Raw genomic sequence first — 24,665 nt, forward strand, 5'->3', positions numbered from 1 at the left:
AGGGAACAAGTGCGGTGTGGGCAGGAGCGCAGCAAAACGCGAGGTGCCGCCGGCTAGATCACAGCGTCAGTCTCGCCCCAACGCCCACTCGGAGTGCCGAATGACTGCCAGATCCACGCCACTGCGGTCTCGGCTGGCGGCCGCGGATCCATGGCAAGCCAGGCCTCGATGATGCCGAAGGTTGCCCCGGTGATGCTGGCACTTGCGACATCCAATGAGAGCCCATCGAATGGTTGGGGGCCGTGAACCAGAATCCCATTGCGCACAATCAAATTGAGTCGCGCCCGAAGTCGGTAGGCAACGAGTGCGGAGCCTCGGGGACCCAACGCACTGGCGTACACGGCCGCGTTGGAGTCGATGTGGGTGAGATAGTTCGTGATCGCGGGCGGGGGATCGGTGCTTAGCGGATCGAGTTCCGCTAGTTGAACACCAGCCTCGTCAGCCGCGGCTTCGATCGCAAACGCGAGCAGGGTCTCCTTGTCAGCGAAATGCTGGTAGAAACTGCTGCGGTTAACGCCGGCGCGCTCAACAATGTCGCCCACGGTCACTTCGTCAAACGGGTGCTCCTGAGTGAGCGCGAAGAGTGCATGCTGCAGACTTCGGCGGGTTCGTTCAACGCGAGCATCCATGCGTTGATTCTGGCAGACGATTGCGCCGAACCCGTGAGTTTTCCGACAACTGTTGGATAAGTCGTTTTCTGCGAATACCATTGAGCGCGGCCCGATGGAGTGCTCGTTTTGTGTTCCCGACGAGAGGTTTTCATCAGCATGGCCGAACTTCTGTACCGACTGGGTCGTTTATCGGCCCGCCGCGCGTGGCTCTTCATCGTGAGCTGGCTCGCCGTTCTCGGTCTCGCCATTGGTGGATTCGCACTCTTCGGTGGCACCCTCTCGTCGACAATGTCGATCCCGGGCACCGAGACTGAACGAGTATCCGCAGAACTCAGCAGTCGCCTCGGTGATGTCAGCGGATCATCGGCGACAGTGGTATTCGCCGCTGACAACGGTGAATCATTTTCTGCGCAACAACAAGACCAGATCTCTGAAGCCCTCACCGATCTCACTTCGATCGAGAATGTCAGCGACGTTATCGATCCCTTTGAGACGGATGCCCAACGCGCTGAGCAGGCGCAACAGATCGCCGACGGGCGCGACCAAATTGACGCCGGGACGCAGCAGATCGCCGCCGGCCAAGCACAGCTCGATGCCGCCAAGCAAGAAATCGCCGCCGGCCAAGCACAGCTCGATGCGGCAATCGAGCAGGCTAAGGCCGCAGGCTTCTCTGAAGCATCGGCCGCCGAGTTCGACGCTCAGCAGGCACAACTCGATGCCGGCACGGCTCAACTCGAAGCTCAACAGACCGCCCTCGATGAGAACTCCGCGACCCTCGACGAGCAACAACAGCAGCTTGCGTATGGCGAGCGCCTCATGGATGCCGCAGCCAAGATCAGTACCGTCTCCGATGATGGGGCAACAGCACTGGGGATTGTCACCTTCGACGTTGACCTCTTTGACCTTTCCGCTGAGATCAAGAACAGCATCGCCGCACAACTTGATAGCGTCGACATTTCCGGGGTGAGCGTCGACTACTCCTCCGCGATCGCGAACTCCACCGAGGGTCTTCTGGGTGTCGGTGAGATCATTGGTGTTCTGCTAGCCGGGGTGGTTTTGCTCGTTCTCTTCAGAACGCTGCTGCCCGCGGTGCTCCCGATCGTGTCGTCGGTAATCGGCGTGGGAGTTGGTGTCGCGGGTTCGCTTGCCTTCTCCAGCGTTGTTCAGATGACCTCAGTGACCCCGATCTTGGGCGTGATGCTGGGGCTCGCGGTGGGCATCGACTACACGCTCTTTATCGTGCAACGCCATCGTCGCCAGCTCGCGGCAGGCATGGACCTTCACGAGTCAATTGGGCTCGCCAATGGAACCTCCGGCAACGCGGTGCTCTTCGCTGGTTCCACCGTTCTGGTCGCACTTCTTGCGCTGAACGTCAGCGGTGTCCCGTTCCTTGGTGTGATGGGAACGGTGGGCGCCGTGTGCGTCTTCATCTCCGTCCTCATCGCCGTGAGCCTCACCCCTGCGCTCCTATCGCTGCTCGGCACCCGAGTTCTTTCGCGTCGTTCGCGCGCGAAAATCGGCCACGAATCGCAGAAGCAGACTCCGGCGCGTCCCATGCGTACCAGTCGGGCGGTCGCGACGCTCATTCTGGCGACCATCGGTTTGCTGATTATCGCAATTCCAGCGCTGTCGATGCGTTTGGGGCTTCCGGATGGTTCGTCTGAACCCGCTGATTCAACCCAGTACCGTTCCTACAAGACGATTGCTGAAGAGTTTGGCGCAGGTCAGAATGGCCCGCTTCTGGTTACGGCGAGCCTGAGTGACGGAGTTGCCGATGACGCCGTCGTCGAGACTCAGGCCGACCTCGCCGACACGCTCATGGGCTTCGATGGCGTAGTCGCGGTCGCTCCCGTGGGTGTTTCTGATAACTCCGACTTCTTCGCTTTCCAAGTGGTTCCCGATGACGGGCCGTCGAGCGTGTCGACCGAAGAGCTTGTGCAGGAACTCCGCGCCAGTTCGCCACTGGATGGGGGCGTCAAGCTGGGGGTGGCTGGTTCCGCAAGTGGCAACATCGACATCTCCGAGAAGCTTGCCTCTGTGCTGCCGCTGTACCTCGCGGTGGTGGTCGGGCTGTCGCTGCTCATCCTGATTCTGGTGTTCCGCTCAATCCTTGTGCCGATCATTGCGACAGCGGGCTATGTGCTGTCGCTCCTGGCGGCGTTCGGCGCGATTGTTGCGGTCTATCAGTGGGGATGGCTGGGAGCGATCTTTGGGGTCACTGATCCTGGGCCCGTGCTGAACTTTGCCCCGATCATCATCATGGGTGTGCTCTTCGGGCTCGCAATGGACTATCAGCTCTTCCTTGTGTCAGGAATGCGGGAAGCCTACGTTCATGGGGTTCCCGCGAAGGCTGCGGTCATGAGTGGCCTACGGAGTGGAAGGGCCGTGGTCACGGCGGCCGCCATCATCATGATTGCCGTATTCGGTGGATTCGTGTTCTCGCATCTCGCGATGGTGCGACCCATCGGCTTTGGTCTCGCGATCGGTGTGCTCTTCGACGCTTTCGTCGTGCGCATGCTGCTGATCCCCTCGCTCATGCACCTCCTTGGTGCATCCGCCTGGTGGCTGCCGAAGTGGCTTGACCGCATCCTGCCGAGCGTCGATGTTGAGGGTGCCGCGCTTGAGCGCAGCCACCCTATGCATGTGACGGAGTTGGATGACGCAACCAGCAACCGCGAGCCCGCACCGGCCCCACGCTAACGGCGACGCTCGCATTCCCCAGCAGAGCTGCCCGCAGAGTTCGTCGCCTACAGCGGCGTCTCTTCGGGTAGTAGTGCGTTTGGCCCTGCACCCGGGGCTCCCGGAATTCGGGATGCTGCCCGCACCGCTCCGATGGATGCCGCAATCACGAGTGCGATTCCGACACCCTGCACAAGGGTGATGCTTTGACCGAGCACGAAGAACCCGGCGCCGGTGGCGATGGCGGGGGCGAGTGCCATGAGCACGGAGAAGGCTGCGGCCGAGATGCGGCGCAGCGCAATGAGTTCAAGCGCGTAGGGGATCGCTGAGGAGCAGATGGCGACGGCAAGCCCGCGCACCAGAATCGATGGCTCCAGCAGAGTACTGCCTGCCTGCGAGATTCCGAAGGGGAGGCTGATGATCGCACCGATGGCCATAGCAATGGCGAGACCATCCAAACCGGCAAAGACTTGCCCCGTCTTGCGTGAGGCCAGGATGTAGCCAGCCCACGACACGGCGGCGGCGAGAGCAAAAGCGACGCCGACCGGGTCAAGGGCACCGACGCTGCCCAGACTGAGCAGGGCGACACCGGCGAAGGCAAGCACAGCCCAGAGCCACGCGCTCGCGCGGCGGGCGACGATCACCGAGAGCACGAGCGGACCCAACACCTCAATCGTCACTGTTGCGCCGAGGTCTACCCGCGAGAGTGCCTCATAAAACAGCAGGTTCATGCCGCCAAGCGAGATGCCAAAGGTGAGTGCCATCAGCCAGGCACTCCGAGTAATCGCCCGCAGATTGGGCCGCGCGATGGCGAGAAGGATGGCGGCCGAGAAAACGAGCCGCAGCGAGACCATTCCCGCCGGGCCCACCTCGGGGAACAACAGGACGGCGACTGAAGCCCCAACATCCTGAAAAATGAGGCCAAACACCACGAGCATGACAGCACTCAGCGGTGTTCCCCGGAACGGGGGCGGAGTCGACATAGTGCAACACTACGACCTCAGTGGGGTGCCAAGCGCGCGAATGGCCCGCGCACAACACGGGCGGGGCTCGGGTGGGAGAATGGCCAAGTGATCATTCTCGCGGCGACTCCCATCGGCAACCTTGGCGATGCCTCCCAGCGCCTCATCGAGGCACTCACCAACGCTGAGGTGATCGCCAGCGAAGACACCAGAACGACCATTCACCTGATGCGTGCCCTCGGCATCGAGAACCGTCCGCGGCTCATTCCTTTGCACGAACACAACGAGTCAGAGAAGGCCGCCGAGATTGTCGAACTCGCCCGCGACGCCGACGTCCTTGTTCTCAGCGATGCGGGGATGCCCGCCATCAGCGACCCCGGATTTCCCCTCGTCTCCGCGGCCGCCGCCGCCGGGGTCACCGTCACAGCTTTGCCCGGACCAAGTGCCGTTCTCACTGCGCTTGCCGTCTCCGGCCTCCCTACTGACCGCTTCAGTTTCGAGGGATTCCTGCCACGCAAAGGACGCGTCGCCTATTTCCGCGGTCTTGCTCGCGAAGAGCGCACAATGGTGTTCTTCGAAAGCCCAAATCGGTTACCGGCAGCGCTCGCCGACCTCGCCACCGCACTCGGCGATGACCGCCGCGCGGTCGTGTGCCGCGAACTCACCAAAATGTATGAAGAAGTTGCGCGCGGTACTGCAGCCGAGCTCGCCGCCAAGTTTAAGGATGGGGCTCGGGGCGAGATCTGTCTCGTCGTTGAGGGTGCCGCACCCGCGACATCCGATCTCCCCACCGCTGTGGCCTACGTTCTCTCTCTCGTTGCCGACGGTGCGCGGCTCAAAGAGGCCGCGACCGAGGTCGCCGAGCAGACCGGGTTGAGTAAGCGCGAACTGTATGAGGCGGCGCTGCGCTCGAAGGCGTAACAGGCAGACTCAGGCGAATACACTGAAGGTATGTCTGCCGGCGATTCCTTCTATATTGCGACGCCCATCTTCTATGTGAACGACGTCCCCCACATTGGGCACGCGTACACCGAGGTGGCCGCCGACGTTCTTGCACGCTGGCACCGTCAGCGCGGGGAAGACGCCTGGCTGCTCACCGGAACCGACGAGCACGGCCAAAAGATTTTGCGCACCGCCGTTGCCAACAACACGACGCCCCAAGAGTGGGCGGATCGTCTCGTTGCCGACTCGTGGCAGCCGCTGCTCGAGACCATCGATATCGCTAATGACGACTTCATTCGCACCACCGATGAACGTCACGAGAAGGCCGTCGGCACTTTCCTGCAGCGACTCTACGACGACGGCCACATCTACCCCGGTGAGTACGAGGGCTACTACTGCGTTGGCTGCGAAGAGTACAAACAGCTCGACGACCTCGTGACCGCAGCCGATGGCGAATACAAGGGCCAGCTGGTCTGCGCCATCCACTCACGCCCGGTTGAAGTTCTCAAAGAGAAGAACTACTTCTTCCGCATGAGCGCCTTCCAGCAGAAGCTGCTCGACCTTTACGAAAGCCAGCCCGACTTCGTGCAGCCCGCCAGCGTGCGCAATGAAATCATTCAGTTCGTCAAGCAGGGACTCGACGATCTCTCCATCTCGCGCTCCAGCTTTGACTGGGGCGTTAAAGTGCCGTGGGATGAGAGCCACGTCGTCTACGTCTGGTTCGACGCCCTGCTCAACTACATCAGCGCTATCGGTTACGGGGTCGACGATGACCAGTTCGCCAAGCGTTGGCCCGCTGTGCAACTCGTTGGCAAAGACATTGCTCGCTTCCACGCCGTCATCTGGCCCGCCATGCTCATGGCGGCAGACCTGCCCGTTCCGCGTGCCGTCTTTGGTCACGGCTGGTTGCTGGTCGGTGGCGAAAAAATGTCAAAATCAAAGCTCACGGGTATCGCACCAAGCCAGATCACCGACACGTTTGGTTCGGATGCGTTCCGTTACTACTTCATGAGCGCCATCACCTTTGGCCAAGATGGGTCATTCAGCTGGGAAGATTTGAGCGCGCGCTACCAGTCAGAATTGGCCAACGGATTCGGCAACCTAGCCTCGCGGGTAATAGCGATGGTCAATAAGTACTTCGATGGCGCCATTCCTGCGCTCGGTGCGCTCACGTCTTCCGATGAGGCGATTGTTGCAACGCAGAAGCGCGCTACCGTGACGTCGAACGCGGCCATCGATTCGTTCGCAATAAACGAGGCGCTCGACGCCGTGTGGCAACTCGTCGATGAACTCAACGGCTACATCACTGAACAGGAGCCGTGGGCGTTGTCGAAGGATCCTGCGAACCGTGAGCGACTGGGGACTGTTCTCGCCACGGCTGTCAATGGCCTTGGAACGCTGTCAATTTTGTTGTGTCCCGTGCTGCCCAAAGCCACCGAACGACTTTGGAGCGCCATCGGTGGAGTCGGCGAACTGCACAAGCAGCGGATCGATGACGCACAGCACTGGCAGAGCAGCGGTCGCGTCACCGCGCTCGAAACCTCGCTGTTCCCCCGCATCGAAGTGGATGCCGAGAGCGGCACGGCGTGACCGAACCGTTCATTAGGCAGCGCCACCGCAGCGCAGATGAGGCAGCCTCTAAGAAGCTGCAGTACCCGCCGCTGCCCGACCCACTTGACGGCGTTGTTTACGACAACCACACGCACCTCGAAATTGCTGACGGTGGCCCCGACAACCAGTTGGACTTTCGCGAACAGTTGGCGCGAGCATCCGCAGTCGGCGTTCGTGGCGTTGTGCAGGTCGGCACCGATGTCGTTACGAGTCGATGGTCGGCTGAACTTGCTGCACGCGAGCCTCGCGTTCTCGCTGCCGTGGCAATTCATCCCAACGATGCGCCCGAGCTTGAGGCTGCCGGTGAGCTCGACGCTGCCCTCACCGTGATTGATGAACTCGCTGCTCGTGCCCGCGTTCGTGCGGTGGGGGAGACGGGGCTCGATTTTTTCCGCACTGATGACGAGGGTCGCCCCGCGCAATTCCGCTCCTTCGAGGCCCATATCGAGATCGCCAAGCGGCACGGCCTTGCGCTGCAAATCCACGATCGCGATGCCCACGATGAGGTCATAGAGACTCTGCTGCGCGTTGGTGCTCCCGAACGCACGGTCTTCCACTGTTTCTCGGGCGATGCTGCGATGGCGCGTATCGCGGCCGACAACGGCTGGTATGTGTCATTCGCCGGCACTGTCACGTTCACGAACGCGGCAAGCCTGCGCGAGGCGCTGACTGTCATTGATCGTGATCGCATCCTGGTCGAGACGGATGCCCCGTACCTCACACCTCACCCACTGAGGGGTCGCCCCAACGCGCCCTACGTGATGCCGTACACCGTGCGCGCGATGGCGGCACACTTGGAGATCGACGAACTCGAACTCTCGGCTCAGCTCGCGACCACCACCGAAACTGTCTATGGCTCCTGGGATACCGAGTTGCCTGAGGGCATCGCGCCCGCCCCAGCACGAGCCGCGGCATCGACATCATCCGCGAATGCAGGCCCCCAATGAACACCCTGCTCGGCCCCGCGGAGATTCGCGATCTTGCTGATCTGCTCGGCATCCAGCCCACCAAGAAGCTGGGTCAAAACTTTGTTATCGACCCCAATACGGTGCGTCGCATTGTGAAGGCCGCGCATGTCGTTTCTGGCGAAACGGTGGTCGAGGTCGGCCCCGGGCTGGGATCATTAACGCTCGGGTTGCTCGAGACCGGGGCATCCGTTGTCGCCGTCGAAATCGATAAGCGCCTCGCCGCCCAATTGCCGATCACGGTCAACCAGCTGCAACCGGATGCTCAGCTCACAGTCATCACTGCTGACGCGCTGCGCGTCACCGAGCTGCCCAACGAACCTCGCGTGTTTGTCGCTAACCTTCCCTACAACGTGTCGGTTCCGGTGCTCCTGCATTTCTTGGAGCACTTCGACTCGCTCGACCGTGGTCTCGTTATGGTGCAAGCCGAAGTGGGCAATCGTGTCGCCGCCGGCCCAGGCAGCAAGGTCTATGGTTCACCGAGCATCAAAGCGGCCTGGTACGGCGAGTTCTCAACGGCGGGCCTGGTAAGCCGCCAAGTGTTCTGGCCAGTGCCCAATGTCGATTCGGTGCTCGTGCGCTTCGAGCGTCGTGAACAACCCGGAACCGTCGAGGAACGCACCGCCACTTTTGCTCTTGTGGATGCCGCGTTCCAGCAGCGTCGCAAAATGTTGCGCCAGTCACTCTCGAGTCTCTTAGGCAGCTCAACGGCCGCATCCGATCGGCTTATTGCGGCCGGTGTCGCACCCACAGCTCGTGGCGAGGAGCTCACGGTGCACGATTTCCTTGCGATTGTGCGCGCCGCCTGACTAGAATCCTGTCACCGCAGTGCGTTCAAAGCACTGTGTAGTGCTCGCGAGCGGGGCTTTGGGCCCGAGAGGAGGGAAGTGTGATGACTGTCTTTGTCGTGTCGTCTGTCGATCCCTCACTCATCGAGGTCACCGCCTAAGTTCTGTTGTGGTGACCTCCGTTTTGGAGACTCATCTATGTCACTTAGTGACCAAGCATCATCATTTTCAGCCGCACCACCACTGTCCACTGCGCTGTCGGCAGGGCTGTGGGCGTCGGCCGAATTCACTGCGCTCAGTGAGCTCTATGAGCTGGGGGCACCGGTGCCCTATCCGGTGCAAGTGGATGGCACCGAGGTTCTGATGGAGTTCATCGGAGCTGGTCGGGTAGCTGCGCCTCGATTGGCAGCATTGCGGTCGAGCCCGACCGAACTCAGAGAACTTTGGGATCAGGTAGTCGAACTCATGCGCATCTTTGCGCGTGCAGGCTTCACCCACGGTGACCTGTCGCCATACAACCTGCTGGTGCACGATGGTCGGGTTGTGGTGATTGATGTGCCACAGATTGTCGACATTGTGAGCAACCCGAGTGGTGTTGAGCTTGTCGAACGTGACTGTCGAAACGTGTGCTCTTGGTTTCTGAGGCACGGTGTCGAGTGCGATCCTCACGAACTTGCTGGAGAGTTGATCGCCGAAGCGTTCGGAAGCTAACAATCGCCCCCGGAGTGCTTTGTGCGCGACGCCTCCGGGGGTAGGTTGGCTTCATGTCGGCCAATAGCAACACCAGCATCCCCAGTGACCATGACGTGCTTGAGGGCACAGGACGGCATCCGGATGAATGGTTTGCCTTCTTGGATATTGCTGGCGCGTCGAAGTGGCAGCACCCGCAAATTGTGGGCTGGTTTGCCACTAACGCCGATCATTTGAGCGCGGAGTGGGCGGAGTCTATTTCTGCCCGCTACGCTGCCGCGCGGGGGTTGCCTGCTCCCGAATAGCAACCCAGTGCTGAGTCAGGCCTGTACGAGAGGTATCAACAGGGAGGCGAACAGACAGATCCGCTTCACACGGTAAGTTTGGTGCATGACTACCGTCTCGGCAGCCTCCACAATGGTTCACGCTCGTGCCCCTGGCAAGATAAATGTTTTCCTCAAGGTGGGTTCGCTGCTCGATGACGGCTACCACGATGTAGCAATTGCCTATCAGGCAGTGTCATTGTATGAAGACGTGCGTGCGCATCGCGCCGACGACTTCTCGGTCTCAGTTTCAGGAACGGTCAACCTCTCTCGCGTTCCCACAGATGGCTCAAATATCGCCATCAAAGCGGCTCGACTGCTCGCGCGACGCACCGGCTACCGCGGCGGCGTTCGCCTCGAAATCGAAAAGCGCGTTCCCGTAACCGGTGGCATGGGTGGGGGGTCTGCGGATGCCGCAGCAACCCTTCTTGCCTGCGATGCGCTGTGGGGCACCAACATCTCTCGCGAAGAAATGCATGGCCTTGCTGCGGAGCTTGGCGCTGACGTGCCGTTCGCACTCACCGGCGGAACCGCGATTGGAACGGGTCGTGGCGACCAGCTCAGCCCCGCTCTCGCCAAGGGACTGTACCAGTGGGTTTTGGCGCTCTCCGACTCCGGGCTCTCAACCCCGGAGGTCTACAACGAGCTCGACCTCCACCGCCAACGGCACTCTCAAGACATTTTTCCTGCCGAGGCTGCACCCACCGTCGAAACGGATGTTTTGCAGGCGTTGCGGGCGGGAGATCCGCATATGCTCGCCGAGAGCCTCCACAATGACCTTCAGGCTCCTGCCCTTCATATGGCTCCATCACTTGCCGCTGTTATTGAACTTGGCGAGAAAAATGGGGCGCTCGCAGGCATTGTGTCGGGCTCTGGACCGACCGTTGCATTCCTCACGGCCGATCTCGATTCGGCCCTCGAGCTGCAAATCGCGTTGAGCGCAGCGCAGATGACGGTGGTGCGGGCTACCGGCCCCGTGCATGGAGCGCGAATCATCACCGACTAACCCGGCTAGGCTTGCCCGAATGGCACACCTTCTTGGCGCTGAAGCACTTCACCTTGAATTTCCGACCCGCGTAATCTTCGACAAGGTCACTATTGGTCTCGACGAGGGCGATCGTATTGGCATTGTCGGGCGCAACGGTGACGGCAAAACCACTCTCATGCGCATGCTCTCGGGCAGGCTCGACCCCGACGATGGGCGAGTCACTCGACGCAGTGGCGTAACCCTGGGAATGCTCGACCAGGCCGATGAGCTCGATGGCACCAGAACGGTACACGAGACCGTCATTGGCGACATCGATGAGCATGTGTGGGCAGGCGACCCCAAGGTTCGCGACGTTATTGCGGGTCTCGCCGCTGACATCCCGTGGGAGGCCAAAGTTGGCGACCTTTCCGGTGGTCAGCGTCGCCGGGTTGCTCTCGCTGCTCTCTTGATTGGTGACTGGGATGTCATCTTCTTGGATGAGCCCACTAACCACCTCGACGTTGAGGGCATCTCGTGGCTTGCCGGTCATCTCAAGCGTCGCTGGGCCACCAACTCGGGCGGGTTGCTGGTTGTCACTCACGACCGGTGGTTCTTAGACGAGATTTGCACCGCAACGTGGGAGGTGCACGACCGCCTCATCGAGCCTTTCGAGGGTGGTTACGCTGCCTACATTTTGCAGCGGGTTGAGCGCGACCGTATGGCGGCCGCCTCGGAGTCGAAGCGTCAAAACTTGATGCGCAAAGAGTTGGCGTGGTTGCGTCGCGGTGCTCCCGCTCGCTCCACGAAACCAAAGTTCCGCATTGATGCGGCGAACGAACTAATTGAGAACGAGCCCCCCGCCCGCGACAGTGTTTCGCTGTCGTCGATGGCGATGCAGCGGCTCGGCAAAGATGTTGTTGACCTCGAGGGCGTCACCGTCACGTATCCGGTGATTGACCCGGCATCCGGTATCGCGGGCGAGAAGACGGTGCTTAACGATGTAACGTGGCGCATTGCTCCGGGTGAGCGCACGGGCATCCTCGGTGTTAATGGTGCCGGAAAGTCGACGCTGTTGTCGCTTGTTGCCGGAAGCCTCAAGCCGACGAGCGGTCGCGTGAAACGCGGAAAGACCATCAAGGTTGCGACCCTCACGCAGCAGCTTGCTGAACTTGAAGACATTTGGAACGAACGCGTCAGCACGGTGATCGGCCGCCACAAGAGCAGCTATGTCACCGGTGGCAAGGAGATGACGCCGACCCAGATGTTGGAGCGCGTTGGCTTCACAAGTGCACAGCTATCGACTCCGGTGAAAGACCTCTCCGGTGGGCAGAAGCGTCGGCTGCAGTTGTTGCTCATTCTGCTGTCTGAGCCCAACGTTCTGATTTTGGATGAGCCCACTAACGACCTCGACACCGACATGCTTGCGGCAATCGAGGATCTGCTCGACACGTTCCCTGGCACACTGCTTGTGGTGAGCCACGATAGGTACCTCATCGAGCGTGTCACTGATCAGCAGTACGCGGTGATGGATGGCGGCTTCCGTCACCTTCCGCGCGGTGTTGACCAGTACCTCGAGTTGCGTGTGCAGCAGCAGAAAGCGTCTTCGGGCGCGAGCGGTGCTGCCGCCGGTGCTCCGGATGCCACGGCCGCGAAAAAGCCGTCGTCGTCGCTGAGCGGGGCCGAGCTTCGCACTTCGCAAAAGGAGCACGCTGCTGCCGGTCGCAAGATCGCGAAGCTACAAGGCCAAATCGCAGAGTTGCATCAGCGGATGGCCGCCCACGACCAGGCAGACTTCGCGGGCCTTGGCGCTCTCGTTGGCGAACAGCAGGCTCTCCAGGAGGCACTCGACACCGTCGAGACCCGCTGGCTCGAGCTCGACGAACTGCTCGCGTAGCCACGCTAGCGGTCTCGCGGCTTCGTGGCCTGCAGCTCTGAGAGCTCAAATATTGAGCCGGATAGTTCGCTTTACGAGCCCTAGCTGAGCGCGGCGACTCCCGCAGCGCGCGCAATCTCGACCGCGCCGAACGACAGGAGCGCGATGACAGCCCACGAGATGAGAGCAACAGTCAGTGCGCGACCACCGGTGCGGATGAGGGTGCCAATGCTGATGGCAGCGCCGAGCCCGAAGAGGGCCATACCGAGCACGAGTTCCTGGCCGTAGGCGGCGACCTCGAGAAAACCGTCGGGCAGGGGCACGAAAGTGCGCACGAGCACCGCGGCGAGGAAGCCGACAACGAAGAGTGGGAGGATCGCGGGGCGCTTCACGGGCGTGAGGTCCCGAGTGGTGTCGCGCGTCGCATGTGAGTCATCCGAAGAATCCGAGGCAGCGACCGCGGCCGCAGCTTCACGGTCGCGACGAGCAACAACAATCCCGGCGAGAGCAACCATCGGGGCGAGCATCGCCACCCGGGTCAGCTTCACTACAACAGCAACGGCGAGGGCGGTTGCCCCCGCGATTTGGGCCGTGGCTACGACCTGGCCGACATCGTGAACACTCGCACCCACCCACATCCCGAACTCGGCAGTATCAAGACCGAGCAGTGGGCGCAGTGCGGGCAGTAAGGCGATGGCCAAGGTTCCGCACAGGGTGACGAGGGCGATCGGCGTCGCAGTGTCAGAGTCTTTTGCGCGCGTCATGCCCGCCATTGCGCCAATTGCTGAGGCACCACAGATCGAGAACCCGGCAGCAAGCAGCATCGGTTGTTGACCGGGGAGGCGCATCATCCGGCCGAGCCCCCAGGTGAAGAAAAACGTGATCACTACGATCGCCACAATCATGCCGAGCACCAGCCAGCCCAGCTCCGCGATAGTCACCAAGCTGAGCTTGAAGCCCAACAGCACAACACCGATACGCAGAAAACGGCGGGCAGCAATTGCCAACCCCGGTTTCACAGTTGTGCGCACCGAATCACGCCACGGAAGTGCTGTGAAGAGGATGCCCAACACCACACACGCCGTCAGCGTGGGAATAGCGGGAACCACAAAGCTAATCAGCAGAGCAAGGCCAAAGGCACCAAGCGCGAGGGTCAGGCCTGCAGAGTTGCGTCGCAGGGCAGCGCTGGTGGCTGCCCTATTCACCGTCGAGACTCAGTTTTCTGAGCAGTGAGCTCAGTCGTTCCTGTTCGCCGGCAGACATGCGCGAAAGCAGCGCTGTCTCGTCGTGCACGAGCGACGTAATCGCCCCATCGACGCGCTCGCGACCCGTCGCCGTCATCGCCACAATGACACCGCGGCCGTCATTCGGGTCGGTGCGACGCTCCACCAGATGGCGAGACACCATCCGGTCAATCCGGTTCGTCATGGTGCCGCTCGACACCATCGTCTGCTGAACAAGAGCGGTGGGGCTCAGTTGGTAGGGGGAACCTGTTTTGCGCAGGGCAGACAGAACATCGAATTCCCACGGTTCAAGTCCAGAAACGGCGAAAGCCACCTTGCGGGCGCGCTCCAAGTGCTTTGCCAGTCGGCCAACCCGGCTCAGAACATGCAACGGGGCAAAGTCGAGATCGGGACGCTCTCGCGACCACGCTTCGACAATTCGGTCGACTTCGTCGCGTTGGGGCATCCGGTTATTATCTCAGTTTCGACACCCCGATGTGTGCGGCCAACCCGACTGACAGGGCCGGTAACAGTGTGTGAAGGCTCCGAATCGGGCAAGTTGGACGACACAGCCTTAATGATCTGGCAGAATTGATGAGTGCCTTCGGGCGCGGTCCGCTTTGGTGTAATGGCAGCACGGCAGCCTTTGGAGCTGTCCAGTCTAGGTTCGAATCCTAGAGGCGGAGCTTTTGCTCACCTTCAGCCCACTTCTGCGTCGACGTTTTGGGCCGCGCTCATTCAGGGCACAATGGCTTTATGACCGAACACAAACTCGCCGTCATTGTTCTCGCCGCTGGCCAAGGCACCCGCATGAAGTCTGCCAAGCCCAAAGTTTTGCACCGCCTCGCCGGTCGCGAACTTATCGGGCACGTGGTGGCCGCTGCGCGCGAACTGAACCCTGACCACGTGATCGCTGTTGTGCGACACCAGCGCGACGAAGTTGTTGAGACGTTGTCTGAGCTCATGCCCGACATCCTCATCGTTGATCAAGATGACGTTCCCGGCACCGGTCGTGCCGTAGAAGTTGCCGTTGATGCGCTGCCCGCCGACTTTGAGGGGGATGTCGTGGTCGTCAGCGGTGACGTGCCGCTACTTGACTCTGCAACTCTTGCGTTGCTCCTCGCTCAGCACCGCGCGCAGTCCGCCGCCGCCACCGTGCTCTCAGCGATCCTCGATGACGCCACCGGCTATGGCCGCGTCGTGCGCGGTGCCGATGGTGGCCTCGACCGCATTGTCGAACAGAAAGATGCCACTGCCGACGAGATCGCGATCACCGAGATCAACTCGGGCACTTACGTTTTTCAGGTTGGCCCGCTACGCGAACAACTTGTGCGCATCACGACCGACAACGCCCAGGCCGAGAAATATATCACCGACGTTGTTGGTCTGCTTCGTGGGGTTGGAGCTATTGTTTCCGCCATGCCCGTCACCGACGGATGGATGGTCGCCGGCGTCAACGACCGCGTACAACTGGCAGAAGCTGCCCGCCGCATGAACGAACTTATCGTGCAGAAATGGCAACGTGCTGGCGTCACCATCGAAGACCCGGTAACAACCTGGATCGACGCCGACGTGACCCTCAACCCCGACGTAGAAATTCTGCCCGGCACCCAACTCAAGGGAGCAACGCTCGTGCAGTCCGGCGCCATCATCGGGCCAGACACCACCCTCGTTGACTGTGAAGTTGGCGAGAATGCTGTTGTCAAACGCACCGACGCCACGCTCAGTGTGATCGGTGCTGGGGCATCCGTCGGGCCGTTCGCTTACCTTCGCCCGAACACCAAACTCGGCGTTGGTGGCAAGATCGGCACTTTCGTGGAGACCAAAAACTCCACCATTGGTGAGGGCAGCAAGGTGCCACACCTGAGTTACATCGGTGACACCGAGGTGGGGGAGCAATCCAACATCGGTGCCGGAACTATCACCGCAAACTACGACGGGGTGAACAAAAGCCGAACGGTAGTTGGCTCCCACGTGAGAAGTGGGTCGCACAACGTCTTCGTCGCTCCGGTTAGGATTGCTGACGGAGCGTACACCGGCGCCGGTTCGGTCATCCGAAAGGATGTTCCGGCAGGGTCATTGGGCATCACTGTCGCTCCACAGCGCAACATCAGTGGCTGGGTTGAAACCAATCGAGCGGGAACTGCAGCGGCTCAGGCAGCCAAAGCAGCCAGCGACGATTCTGACGCCTAACCGACGAACGCCGTAACCGCGGCAGAGAGCGAGTCCCCACGTGGCCAGCATCAAGATTTCCGGTCAGAAGCGACTCGTGCTTGTCTCCGGACGAGCTCACCCTCAGCTTGCCCTTGACATTGCTGAGGAGCTCGGCAGCGACCTCGTCCCCACCGACGCACGCACCTTCGCGAACGGTGAAATCTACGCCCGCTACGACGAAAGTGTTCGCGGCTGTGACGCCTTCGTCATCCAGTCTCACACTGAGCCCATCAATGAGTGGCTCATGGAACAACTGATCATGGTGGATGCCCTCAAGCGGGCCTCTGCGAAGCGCATCACCGTTGTCTCGCCCTTCTATCCATACGCTCGTCAAGACAAGAAGGGCCGCGGTCGCGAGCCGATCAGCGCCCGCCTCGTCGCCGACCTCTACAAGGCTGCAGGCGCCGACCGAATCATGAGCGTCGATCTGCACGCCGCCCAGATTCAGGGGTTCTTTGACGGCCCCGTCGACCACCTTTTCGCTATGCCGGTGCTTCTTGAGCACTTCCGCAAGCAGCTTGACCCCTCAACGCTTACCGTTGTTAGCCCCGATATGGGCCGCGTGCGCGTCGCCGACATTTGGAGCCAAAAGCTTGGTGCGCCACTGGCCATCATCCACAAGCGTCGAGATCCCCTCATACCCAACCAGGTCACCGTGCACGATATTGTCGGTGACGTTGATGGTCGGGTCTGCCTCATCGTTGACGACATGATCGACACCGGTGGCACCATCGTGAAGGCTGCCGAAGCGCTCAAGCGTTCAGGTGCACTCAAGGTCGTCGTTGCCGCAACGCACGCGATCTTCTCCGATCCGGCGCCCACAATCTTGCAGAGCGACTTCATTGACTCCGTCGTTGTCACCGACACTTTGCCGATTCCTGAGCACAAGCGGTTTCCCACGCTCACGATCATTCCGATTGCACCATTGTTGGCTCGAGCCATCCACGAAGTCTTCGACGACGGCTCGGTTACGTCAATGTTCGACGGAGCAGCCTAAGCGCACAAGTTGGGAGCCGCGCTGCGTAATTGAGTGCGCCAGACAGGCATACAGTTGAGCTATGACTGTGTTGTCCGACCGCCCCTGGCTCGCGAACTACGCCGACGGCGTCCCCGACGAAATTCCGCTGCCCGAAGGATCCCTATACGATCTGGTCGCAGCATCCATCGCTGAATACCCGAGCGGTGTCGCGCTCGAATTCTTCGGTAGAGAAACCACCTACGCCGAGCTCGGTGCACAGATTGATCGTGCGGCAGAAGGCCTCCGCCTGCTTGGCGTGCAAAAGGGAGACACGGTGGCGCTTGTTCTGCCCAACTGCCCGCAGCACATCGTCGCGTTCTATGCAGTGTTGCGGCTCGGCGCGGTAGTCGTCGAGCACAACCCGCTCTATACGCCACGCGAGCTTCGACACCAGTTCGAAGACCACGGGGCAAGGGTGGTGATTGCCTGGAATAACGTCGTTGCCACGCTGCAAGATTTCCCGGCAGATGTCGCGGTCGAAACCATCATTTCGGTCGACGTCACCCATTCCATGCCATTTCTCACGAGAGCGCTCTTGCGGCTGCCGATCGCGAAGGCGCGTGAGTCGCGCAGCGCGCTCACGACGAACGTGCGCGGCACGATCACCTGGGAAGAGCTGCAGAAGTCTGACCCGATCGATGCGCACATCGCGAGGCCAGAAGCCGACGACCTCGCGCTCATTCAGTACACGAGTGGCACTACGGGGTACCCGAAGGGTGTGATGCTCACCCACCTGAACCTTTCGACCAATGCCGCGCAAGCCCGCGCGTGGGTGCCCGCGGTGCCTCGAGGCACCGCCGTCGTCTTTGCGGTCCTCCCCATGTTTCACGCCTACGGACTCACCCTGTGCTTGACGTTCGCAATGAGCATGGGGGCGCGTCTCGTGCTCTTTCCCAAGTTCGACCCCGAACTCGTGCTCGCCGTGATTAAGAAACGCCCCGCGACATTTTTGCCTGCAGTGCCGCCGATCTACCAGCGGCTCACCGCGGCAGCAGATGCAGCGGGTGTGTCGCTGAAAGGTATTGAGATCGCTATCTCCGGCGCGATGCCACTCTCGGCTTCTGTCGTTGAGCCATGGGAGGAACGCACCGGGGGAACTCTCGTTGAGGGCTATGGACTGTCGGAGACGAGCCCCATTCTGATCGCCAATCCCGTGGGCCCCACCCGCCGTGCGGGTACTGTCGGGTTACCGCTTCCCAACACAGAGATTCGTGTCGTCGACCCTGAGAACCCATCCGTCGACCGAGATCCGGGCCAGGAGGGCGAGCTCATCGCTCGCGGCCCGCAAGTTTTCTCCGGATACTGGGGCAAACCCGAAGAGACAACCGAAGTGTTTGTGCCGGCTACCGATGACGGCAACGACTGGTTCCGCACGGGCGACATCGTCACGGTCGACTCTGACGGTTTCGTGAGTGTCGTCGACCGCATCAAAGAACTCATCATCACGGGCGGCTTCAATGTTGCTCCGAGCGAGGTCGAAGAGGCTCTACGCCAGCATGCGTCTATTGCGGATGCCGCCGTCGTTGGACTACCGAGCGAGCACAACGGTGAAAACGTCGTTGCCGCGGTTGTGCTGGCTGAGGGAGCGACTCTCGACGAGAAAGCTGTGCGTGACTTCGTCCGTTCCACTCTCGCGGCCTACAAAGTACCGAAGAGCATAGTCAGCGTCGAGGAATTGCCCAAGTCACTGATCGGCAAGGTACTGCGTCGGCAGGTTCAAGAACAGTTGCTCGCCGCACGTTAGGTCGTGCTGGCCCGCCTAGGTGTAGTTCCCAGGGACGTTGTGATCGTTTGAGTTAGCGAGGACCTCCGGCAGGATGTGGGTTACCACACTCATATCTCTAACCGGAGGTCCTCGTGACTCACAGTAATGCTCCCTTTGCCCCGCAAGGACGCCTTCGTCTTGCGCGGCTGATCGTCGAGGGCGGTTGGTCGTCCCGACGCGCCGCGGAACGATTCCAGTGCTCGCCAGCGACGGCAGCAAAGTGGGCTGCCCGTTTCCGGGCTGGCCAGCCGATGACGGACCGATCCTCACGGCCGAGATACTCACCCGCTCGCACCCCGATTCGCATCGAGCGACGCATCATTGCCCTCCGGTTCACTCGTCGCTGGGGACCACACCGGATCGGCTATCACCTGCATCTGAATTGATCGACGGTGGAACGGGTGTTGGCCCGATATCGGATGCCGAGGTTGGCGTGGCTGGACCAAGCGACCGGGCTTCCTGTTCGGCGGCCGAGGCCGGTCCGCTACGAGAAGGCCATCGCGGGAGAGCTGGTACATGTCGATATTAAGAAACAGGGCCGCATCCCAGACGGTGGCGGTCACCGGATGCTCGGCCGCGCGGTCGGCCGTCCCAACAAGGGACACCACGGCGGCCGCGGTTATTCGTTCCTGCACCATGCCGTCGACGACCACTCCAGGCTTGCCTACTCTGAGATCCTTACCGACGAGAAGAAGGAGACCGCAGCAGGTTTCTGGATCCGCGCCAACAAGTTTTTCGCCGCGGCGGGCATCACTGTCACCGCCGTGATGACCGACAATGGCGCCTGTTACCGGTCACAACACTTCGCGGCTGCTCTCGGCGAGATCACACACGTTCGCACGCGTCCCTACCGGCCGCAAACCAACGGAAAAGTTGAACGATTCAACCGAACACTCGCCACGGAATGGGCCTACGCCGCTACCTACCTCAGCGACGAAGCTAGAGCCGCTGAATATCCGATCTGGCTCCACCACTACAATTTTCACAGACCCCACACCGGCATCGGCGGCCAAACACCATCAGACCGCGTCCACAACCTCAGTGGGAACTACAACTAGTCGCCCATAATGCGAGCTTCGATGTGAAATTTCTTGTCGCGGAGCTTGAGCGAACTTCCCCGTGGTTCGCGTCAGATTTTGTCAGTGTGTGCACGATGCAGCTAGCGCGCGACTACTTGCCCGGTGCGGGTCGTGCTTTGGCCGACTGCTGCGCGGCGCTCGATATTCAGCTCGACGGTGCCCACCGCGCGTCCGCTGATGCGTTCGCGACAGCCCAGCTGCTGGCCGCCTACCTTCACTCCGGCGATGAGCATGAGCCGTGGCAGGTGCACCTTGACTTGGCGCTCCAGTACTCATGGCCTGCCGCTGGTGCTGAGCGCAGAGAATGGATGCCGCGGCCACCGCACTCAGAATTTACGGCCGCGTCGTTTCTTCAGCGCATCACTGAAAAGATGCCCGAGTACGTAGGGTCAACTGAGTGCCTCGACTATCTTGCGCTGCTCGATCGCTGTTTGTTAGATCGCCACTTTTCGGTACACGAATCGCGCGAACTGGTCGCTCTGGCAGAAGACCTCGGCATCAGCAGGACCACCTGTGAATCGCTTCATGTCGAGTACTTCGCTCAGCTCGTGAACACCGCGTGGGATGACGGGATTCTGACGGATGACGAAACTGTCGACCTTGTTCGTGTTGGTGACCTGCTTGACCTTCCGACTAGCACTATTTCGGCTGCGCTTGAGAGCGCGGCTGTGGGAATATCGACGTCAAAATCTGGTTCGGTGATTGAAAAGAACGACCCCGCTCTGAGTCGGGGGTTCGCGCTGAGTCCGGGTGATCTTATTGTGCTCACTGGAGAGATGAGCCGCCCACGCAGCGAGATTGCTGAAGCCCTTGTTGGCTTCGGCTACATTCCGTGGGATTCGGTCACTAAGAGAGTTCGATTGCTGGTCGCTGCCGACCCAGATTCGCTTTCAGGCAAGGCCCGAAAGGCCCGCGACTATGGAATTCCGGTAGTGGATGAGGCTGGTCTGGCGCGCCTGCTGAGCTTGTAGTCAGTGCCTGCGATGTTCTTGGTGTGCACGTCGTGTGCACAGTCTGCAGCGTCGGTCCCTCGATGTGTGCGCCATTCCACTTGACGTGTCGCCCTCAGCCGCGTAAATTCATCGGCAGGTGTTTACCTTAAAGCATAGAAGGTTGTCAAATATGCAACCTTTTCTCTGGACGATGCCTCCGTAGCTGAGCCGCGCTGTACGTCTACACAATTCACTCGAAACATTGAAGGAGCCCCAAAGATGTCGCTCTACTCTCGCCTAGTGCGCCGACTGGAATCGCAATCGGAGGACGCAGGTCCCGTACGAGGCTCGTATTCGCTTGGTCGTATTCTCATGATCTGGCTCGCAGCAAACCTCGTCGTAACCACGCTCCTCACCGGAACACTCTTCGTTCCCGAAGTGCAATACGGACTTGTGCTTGTGCTCATCGTGGGCGCGACGGTGCTTGGCGGAGCCGTACTCGTGCTCATCGGTGCAATCGGCACGCGAACCGGACTACCGACAATGGCGCTCGCACGTGGCCCGTTCGGTACGCGCGGGAGCCTGCTTACGGTCGCAGTGAACATCATGATCTTGATGGGTTGGAGCTGGGTCCAGGCGATGCTCGCCGGCATTTCCCTTGACTACATTGTCTCGTCGTTCACTGGCGTCTCGAACCCGGTCGTATTCGCGGTCGTCTGCCAGACAATCGTGGTCATCCTAGCGATCTTCGGCCACAGCAACGTTGCTCGGGTTGAGCCGTGGTTCGCGGCCGTCATCCTCGGAATCGCGGCCTACATCTTCGTCGTCGCGTTCACCACGTTTACGCCCGCAGAATTCGCGGCCATCCCGACGCCCGCCGAACCCTACTACTCGCCCAGCTTGGTCTTTGATGTCGTACTGGCAACCGCGATCTCGTGGACGGTGCTTTCGGCCGACTTCAACCGTTTCGCCAAGACAACCCGCGCCGGCGTGATCGGCTCGGGAATCGGTTACACCCTCTCCACCATCATCGCGATGACGCTTGGTGCCACTGCGATCGGTTACGTCGTGCTGCGAGGTGGCGAGGCGGTCGCCTTCGATCCGGTGACCATCATCGAGCCCTTCGGACCCCTGTTCGCAGTCGCGATCTTCCTGTCGGTCATGGCGACGAACACAATGGTCGTCTATGGCATGGTGACCACGGTTGTGAATTCGCTGCCAGGCCGACGGATCCGGTTCCTTCCGACGGCAATCATACTCGGCGTCATCTCGATCATTGGGGCGACGTTCTTCGGTCTCCTCGACCAGTTCACGGTGTTCCTTGTGACGATCGGGGCGCTCTTTGCTCCGGTCTTTGCAATCATGATCGTCGACTACTACCTGATCAGACGCGGATCGTACGACCGAGACATTCTCTCATCTAAGCCGGGTCGCTACTGGTACACCGGTGGTGTCAACTTGATCGCGGTCGGCTCGTGGGCTGTCGGCGCGACGGTCGCATACCTCTACACGTACGTGTGGCCGCTGCCTTTCAGCGCAACTCTGCTGGCGTTCGTCGTGACTGCTGTGCTCTACTTTGTGCTCTCACTTAGTCGGCGGTCAAAGGACGGATTCGCACCCGCCATCAACCTCGCGGATGCCTCCGATGCGCGCTAATCCTGTCGAGGGAGCCGAACGGCACAACCTTCGCGACCTGAGTCATCCGATCAACGATGGGATGTCTGCATATCCGGGTGATCCCGAAGTGCACATCGCGCCCGCTCTCACGCTCGATGCTGATGGCGTTGCCGTTACCAGGATTGATATGGGCTCTCACACCGGAACGCATATCGACGCGCCCTCTCACACGATCGCGGGTGGGCGGACGATGACTGATGTTGGGCTAGAAGAGCTAGTCGGAGACGCAATCGTGCTGCGCGTCACTGGCCTCTCCGAGGGAGAAACTTACAACTGGGACGCACTCGAGGCGCACGGCGAACTACCTGCCAAACTCCCGCCGATCGTGATTATTGACACAGGCTGGTCACGCTGGTTCCTCGACGATCGACGCACGCGACACCCGGCATTGTCTCCCGATGCCGCGCGCGAGCTAATGGCGCGAGGCATGCGCGTGCTGGCCGTCGATACCTTAAGCCCCGACCCAACGGGCTCAGACTCCGAAGCCTTTCCCGTGCACGACGTCGTTCTAGGAAGTGACGGCCTCATTGTCGAGAACATCCGCGGGCTAGAGGATCTGCCGTCACGGTTCCAGGTCGGATTCTTCCCACTGCGACTCGGCGGAGACGGAGCCCCCGTGCGGGCAGTAGCGTTTCTCGACGCTGACTGACAATGCCGCTGGCTGTGGTGCTGTACGCGCCGACGAGCTAGATCAGTTCTGCGGCATCCAGAATCGTGTAGCTGTAGCCCTGCTCGGCCAAGAACCGCTGACGGTTTTGGGCGAAATCTTGGTCGACAGTGTCGCGCGCCACAAGCGTGTAGAAGTTGGCGGGAAGACCACTCTCCTTAGGGCGCAGCAACCGGCCCAAACGCTGGGCTTCCTCTTGGCGTGAACCAAACGACCCACTGACTTGGATGGCGACGGTTGCTTCGGGCAAATCAACCGAGAAGTTCGCGACCTTCGACACCACCAGCAAATTCGTGATGCCTTCGCGGAACTCTTGATAGAGCCGCTCTCGTTCGACGACAGGTGTTGCCCCGGTCAGTTTGGGGGCATTCAGCTGCTCGGCAAGTTCATCGATCTGATCGAGGTACTGCCCGATTACGAGTATGCGCTCGCCAGCATGCTTCTTTACCAGTGCACGCACAACCTCGGTTTTGGCTGGTGCAGTTGCGGCAAGCCGAAAACGTTCGTCGTCAGCGGATGCTGCATATTCGAGCCTCTGGTTCTCCGGCAAATCAACGCGCACCTCGAAGCAGCTTGCGGGAGAGATAAAGCCTTGCGCCTCAATCTCTTTCCACGGTGCGTCGAAACGCTTGGGGCCAATGAGGGAGAACACATCGCCCTCGCGTCCATCTTCGCGCACGAGTGTTGCGGTGAGGCCGAGGCGGCGTCGGGCCTGCAAGTCGGCGGTCAGCTTGAAGACAGGGGCGGGCAGCAAGTGAACCTCGTCATAAATGACGAGGCCCCAGTCGAGAGCATCCAAAAGTGACAAGTGGGCGTATTCGCCTTTTCGTTTGGCCGTCAGGATTTGATAGGTCGCGATAGTGACCGCGCGAATCTCTTTCGTCTGCCCCGAATATTCGCCCACCTCGTCTTCAGTGAGAGTGGTGCGTTTCAGAATCTCGGAACGCCACTGACGCGCCGACACTGTATTTGTTACCAAAATCAAGGTTGTGGTCTTGCTTTGGGCCATCGCGCCTAAACCGACGAGAGTTTTGCCAGCACCACAGGGCAACACGACAACGCCGGAGCCGTGATGGAAAAAGTTGTCGATCGCGTGCTGCTGGTACTCACGCAAACCCCAACCCTGAGCATCCAAATCCATCTCATGGGGCGTGCCTGGTGTGTAGCCGGCGTTATCTTCGGCAGGCCAACCCAACTTCAGCAATTCTTGCTTGAGTTGACCACGAGCCCACGGCTGTACAACAAAAGTGTGCTCGCCGCGACGCTCGAACAGCAGACTCGCTACCTTCTTGCCGCGCGTAATTTCGCGCAAAACAGCGGGATCGGTCGCTGTGAGCGTGAGTGCGCCATCGTCATCACGGTTGATGACGAGTCGCCCATAGCGACCAACGGTTTCTGCAATGTCAACGCTGACGCTCTGCGGGATAGGAAACTTCGAATACTTTTCGAGCGTCTGCAACATTGCGTCGGCATCGTGGCCAGCAGCGCGAGCATTCCAGAGCCCCAACCTGGTGATGCGGTAGGTGTGAATATGTTCGGGGGCGCGCTCCAACTCGGCAAACACGGCCAAATCATGGCGTGCGTCTTCTGCGAGGGGGTGCGCGACCTCAAGCAGAACCGTGCGGTCAGACTGCACGATCAGAGGTCCGTCGGGTGCTGCGTTCATCCGACCTAGCCTA

The 24,665-nt window shown here is 60.6% G+C and carries 20 protein-coding genes, 1 tRNA gene and 1 pseudogene; 17 read left to right on the plus strand and 5 right to left on the minus strand.

The window, feature by feature from the left end; genetic code table 11:
- Positions 1–53: 53 nt before the first annotated feature.
- Positions 54–629, minus strand: coding sequence for a TetR/AcrR family transcriptional regulator (locus AADH44_RS03120; RefSeq protein WP_341954049.1), 576 nt, complete (start codon positions 627–629; stop codon positions 54–56).
- Positions 630–767: 138 nt separating this feature from the next.
- On the opposite strand from AADH44_RS03120, the gene AADH44_RS03125 reads away from it, so the two are divergent.
- The gene (locus tag AADH44_RS03125) at positions 768–3,311 is read left to right on the plus strand and encodes an MMPL family transporter (RefSeq protein WP_341954050.1); all 2,544 of its coding nucleotides are present in this window, start codon (positions 768–770) and stop codon (positions 3,309–3,311) included.
- Between the two features lie 47 nt (positions 3,312–3,358).
- Here AADH44_RS03125 and AADH44_RS03130 read toward each other — a convergent pair whose 3' ends face one another.
- Complete coding sequence (locus AADH44_RS03130; RefSeq protein ID WP_341954898.1) at positions 3,359–4,228, minus strand: EamA family transporter; 870 nt, start codon at positions 4,226–4,228, stop codon at positions 3,359–3,361.
- Positions 4,229–4,360: 132 nt separating this feature from the next.
- On the opposite strand from AADH44_RS03130, the gene rsmI reads away from it, so the two are divergent.
- The 8 genes from rsmI (at position 4,361) to AADH44_RS03170 (ending at position 12,432) form a co-directional block, all read left to right on the plus strand.
- Positions 4,361–5,173 carry a 16S rRNA (cytidine(1402)-2'-O)-methyltransferase gene (rsmI, locus tag AADH44_RS03135; protein WP_341954051.1) on the plus strand — a complete coding sequence of 271 codons (813 nt, stop codon included), beginning with the start codon at positions 4,361–4,363 and terminating at the stop codon, positions 5,171–5,173.
- A 30-nt stretch (positions 5,174–5,203) separates the two neighbouring features.
- Complete coding sequence (metG, locus tag AADH44_RS03140) at positions 5,204–6,784, plus strand: methionine--tRNA ligase (RefSeq protein WP_341954052.1); 1,581 nt, start codon at positions 5,204–5,206, stop codon at positions 6,782–6,784.
- Positions 6,781–7,752 (plus strand): TatD family hydrolase, encoded by a 972-nt coding sequence (locus AADH44_RS03145; protein WP_341954053.1) that lies wholly within the window; start codon positions 6,781–6,783, stop codon positions 7,750–7,752. The genes metG and AADH44_RS03145 overlap by 4 nt, the downstream gene beginning before the upstream one ends.
- On the plus strand, positions 7,749–8,579 hold the full coding sequence (gene rsmA, locus AADH44_RS03150) for a 16S rRNA (adenine(1518)-N(6)/adenine(1519)-N(6))-dimethyltransferase RsmA (RefSeq protein ID WP_341954054.1): 831 nt from the start codon (positions 7,749–7,751) through the stop codon (positions 8,577–8,579). Before AADH44_RS03145 ends, rsmA begins: the two co-directional genes overlap by 4 nt.
- Before the next feature lie 177 nt (positions 8,580–8,756).
- Positions 8,757–9,269 carry an RIO1 family regulatory kinase/ATPase gene (locus tag AADH44_RS03155; protein WP_341954055.1) on the plus strand — a complete coding sequence of 171 codons (513 nt, stop codon included), beginning with the start codon at positions 8,757–8,759 and terminating at the stop codon, positions 9,267–9,269.
- Between the two features lie 53 nt (positions 9,270–9,322).
- On the plus strand, positions 9,323–9,553 hold the full coding sequence (locus AADH44_RS03160; RefSeq protein ID WP_341954056.1) for a 4-diphosphocytidyl-2C-methyl-D-erythritol kinase: 231 nt from the start codon (positions 9,323–9,325) through the stop codon (positions 9,551–9,553).
- 85 nt (positions 9,554–9,638) lie between these two features.
- Positions 9,639–10,577 (plus strand): 4-(cytidine 5'-diphospho)-2-C-methyl-D-erythritol kinase, encoded by a 939-nt coding sequence (locus AADH44_RS03165; RefSeq protein WP_341954057.1) that lies wholly within the window; start codon positions 9,639–9,641, stop codon positions 10,575–10,577.
- A 19-nt stretch (positions 10,578–10,596) separates the two neighbouring features.
- Entirely contained in the window at positions 10,597–12,432 is a 1,836-nt protein-coding gene (locus AADH44_RS03170) for an ABC-F family ATP-binding cassette domain-containing protein (protein WP_341954058.1), read from the plus strand.
- Between the two features lie 80 nt (positions 12,433–12,512).
- Here AADH44_RS03170 and AADH44_RS03175 read toward each other — a convergent pair whose 3' ends face one another.
- Together AADH44_RS03175 and AADH44_RS03180 are read right to left on the minus strand one after the other, a co-directional pair.
- Entirely contained in the window at positions 12,513–13,616 is a 1,104-nt protein-coding gene (locus AADH44_RS03175; RefSeq protein ID WP_341954059.1) for a putative sulfate exporter family transporter, read from the minus strand.
- Positions 13,609–14,100, minus strand: a complete 492-nt coding sequence (locus tag AADH44_RS03180; protein WP_341954060.1) for a MarR family transcriptional regulator — start codon at positions 14,098–14,100, stop codon at positions 13,609–13,611. Before AADH44_RS03180 ends, AADH44_RS03175 begins: the two co-directional genes overlap by 8 nt.
- Positions 14,101–14,248: 148 nt before the next feature.
- Here AADH44_RS03180 and AADH44_RS03185 point away from each other — a divergent pair.
- The 8 genes and pseudogenes from AADH44_RS03185 (at position 14,249) to AADH44_RS03220 (ending at position 22,968) form a co-directional block, all read left to right on the plus strand.
- A tRNA-Gln gene (locus AADH44_RS03185) sits at positions 14,249–14,320 on the plus strand.
- Positions 14,321–14,390: 70 nt separating this feature from the next.
- Positions 14,391–15,827, plus strand: coding sequence for a bifunctional UDP-N-acetylglucosamine diphosphorylase/glucosamine-1-phosphate N-acetyltransferase GlmU (gene glmU, locus AADH44_RS03190; RefSeq protein ID WP_341954061.1), 1,437 nt, complete (start codon positions 14,391–14,393; stop codon positions 15,825–15,827).
- A 40-nt stretch (positions 15,828–15,867) separates the two neighbouring features.
- Positions 15,868–16,845, plus strand: a complete 978-nt coding sequence (locus AADH44_RS03195) for a ribose-phosphate diphosphokinase (protein ID WP_341954062.1) — start codon at positions 15,868–15,870, stop codon at positions 16,843–16,845.
- A 61-nt stretch (positions 16,846–16,906) separates the two neighbouring features.
- Positions 16,907–18,610 carry a long-chain-fatty-acid--CoA ligase gene (locus tag AADH44_RS03200; RefSeq protein ID WP_341954063.1) on the plus strand — a complete coding sequence of 568 codons (1,704 nt, stop codon included), beginning with the start codon at positions 16,907–16,909 and terminating at the stop codon, positions 18,608–18,610.
- A gap of 113 nt (positions 18,611–18,723) precedes the next feature.
- Positions 18,724–19,689, plus strand: a pseudogene (locus AADH44_RS03205) (IS481 family transposase).
- Positions 19,690–19,712: 23 nt separating this feature from the next.
- Complete coding sequence (locus AADH44_RS03210) at positions 19,713–20,681, plus strand: DNA polymerase III subunit epsilon (protein WP_341954064.1); 969 nt, start codon at positions 19,713–19,715, stop codon at positions 20,679–20,681.
- A 333-nt stretch (positions 20,682–21,014) separates the two neighbouring features.
- On the plus strand, positions 21,015–22,298 hold the full coding sequence (locus AADH44_RS03215; RefSeq protein WP_341954065.1) for a cytosine permease: 1,284 nt from the start codon (positions 21,015–21,017) through the stop codon (positions 22,296–22,298).
- The gene (locus tag AADH44_RS03220; protein WP_341954066.1) at positions 22,288–22,968 is read left to right on the plus strand and encodes a cyclase family protein; all 681 of its coding nucleotides are present in this window, start codon (positions 22,288–22,290) and stop codon (positions 22,966–22,968) included. The genes AADH44_RS03215 and AADH44_RS03220 overlap by 11 nt, the downstream gene beginning before the upstream one ends.
- 37 nt (positions 22,969–23,005) lie before the next feature.
- Here AADH44_RS03220 and AADH44_RS03225 read toward each other — a convergent pair whose 3' ends face one another.
- Positions 23,006–24,652, minus strand: a complete 1,647-nt coding sequence (locus tag AADH44_RS03225; RefSeq protein ID WP_341954067.1) for a DNA repair helicase XPB — start codon at positions 24,650–24,652, stop codon at positions 23,006–23,008.
- Positions 24,653–24,665: the final 13 nt, after the last annotated feature.

The sequence above is a fragment of the Salinibacterium sp. TMP30 genome, assembly GCF_038397785.1.
In the GTDB taxonomy this organism is placed as follows: domain Bacteria; phylum Actinomycetota; class Actinomycetes; order Actinomycetales; family Microbacteriaceae; genus Rhodoglobus.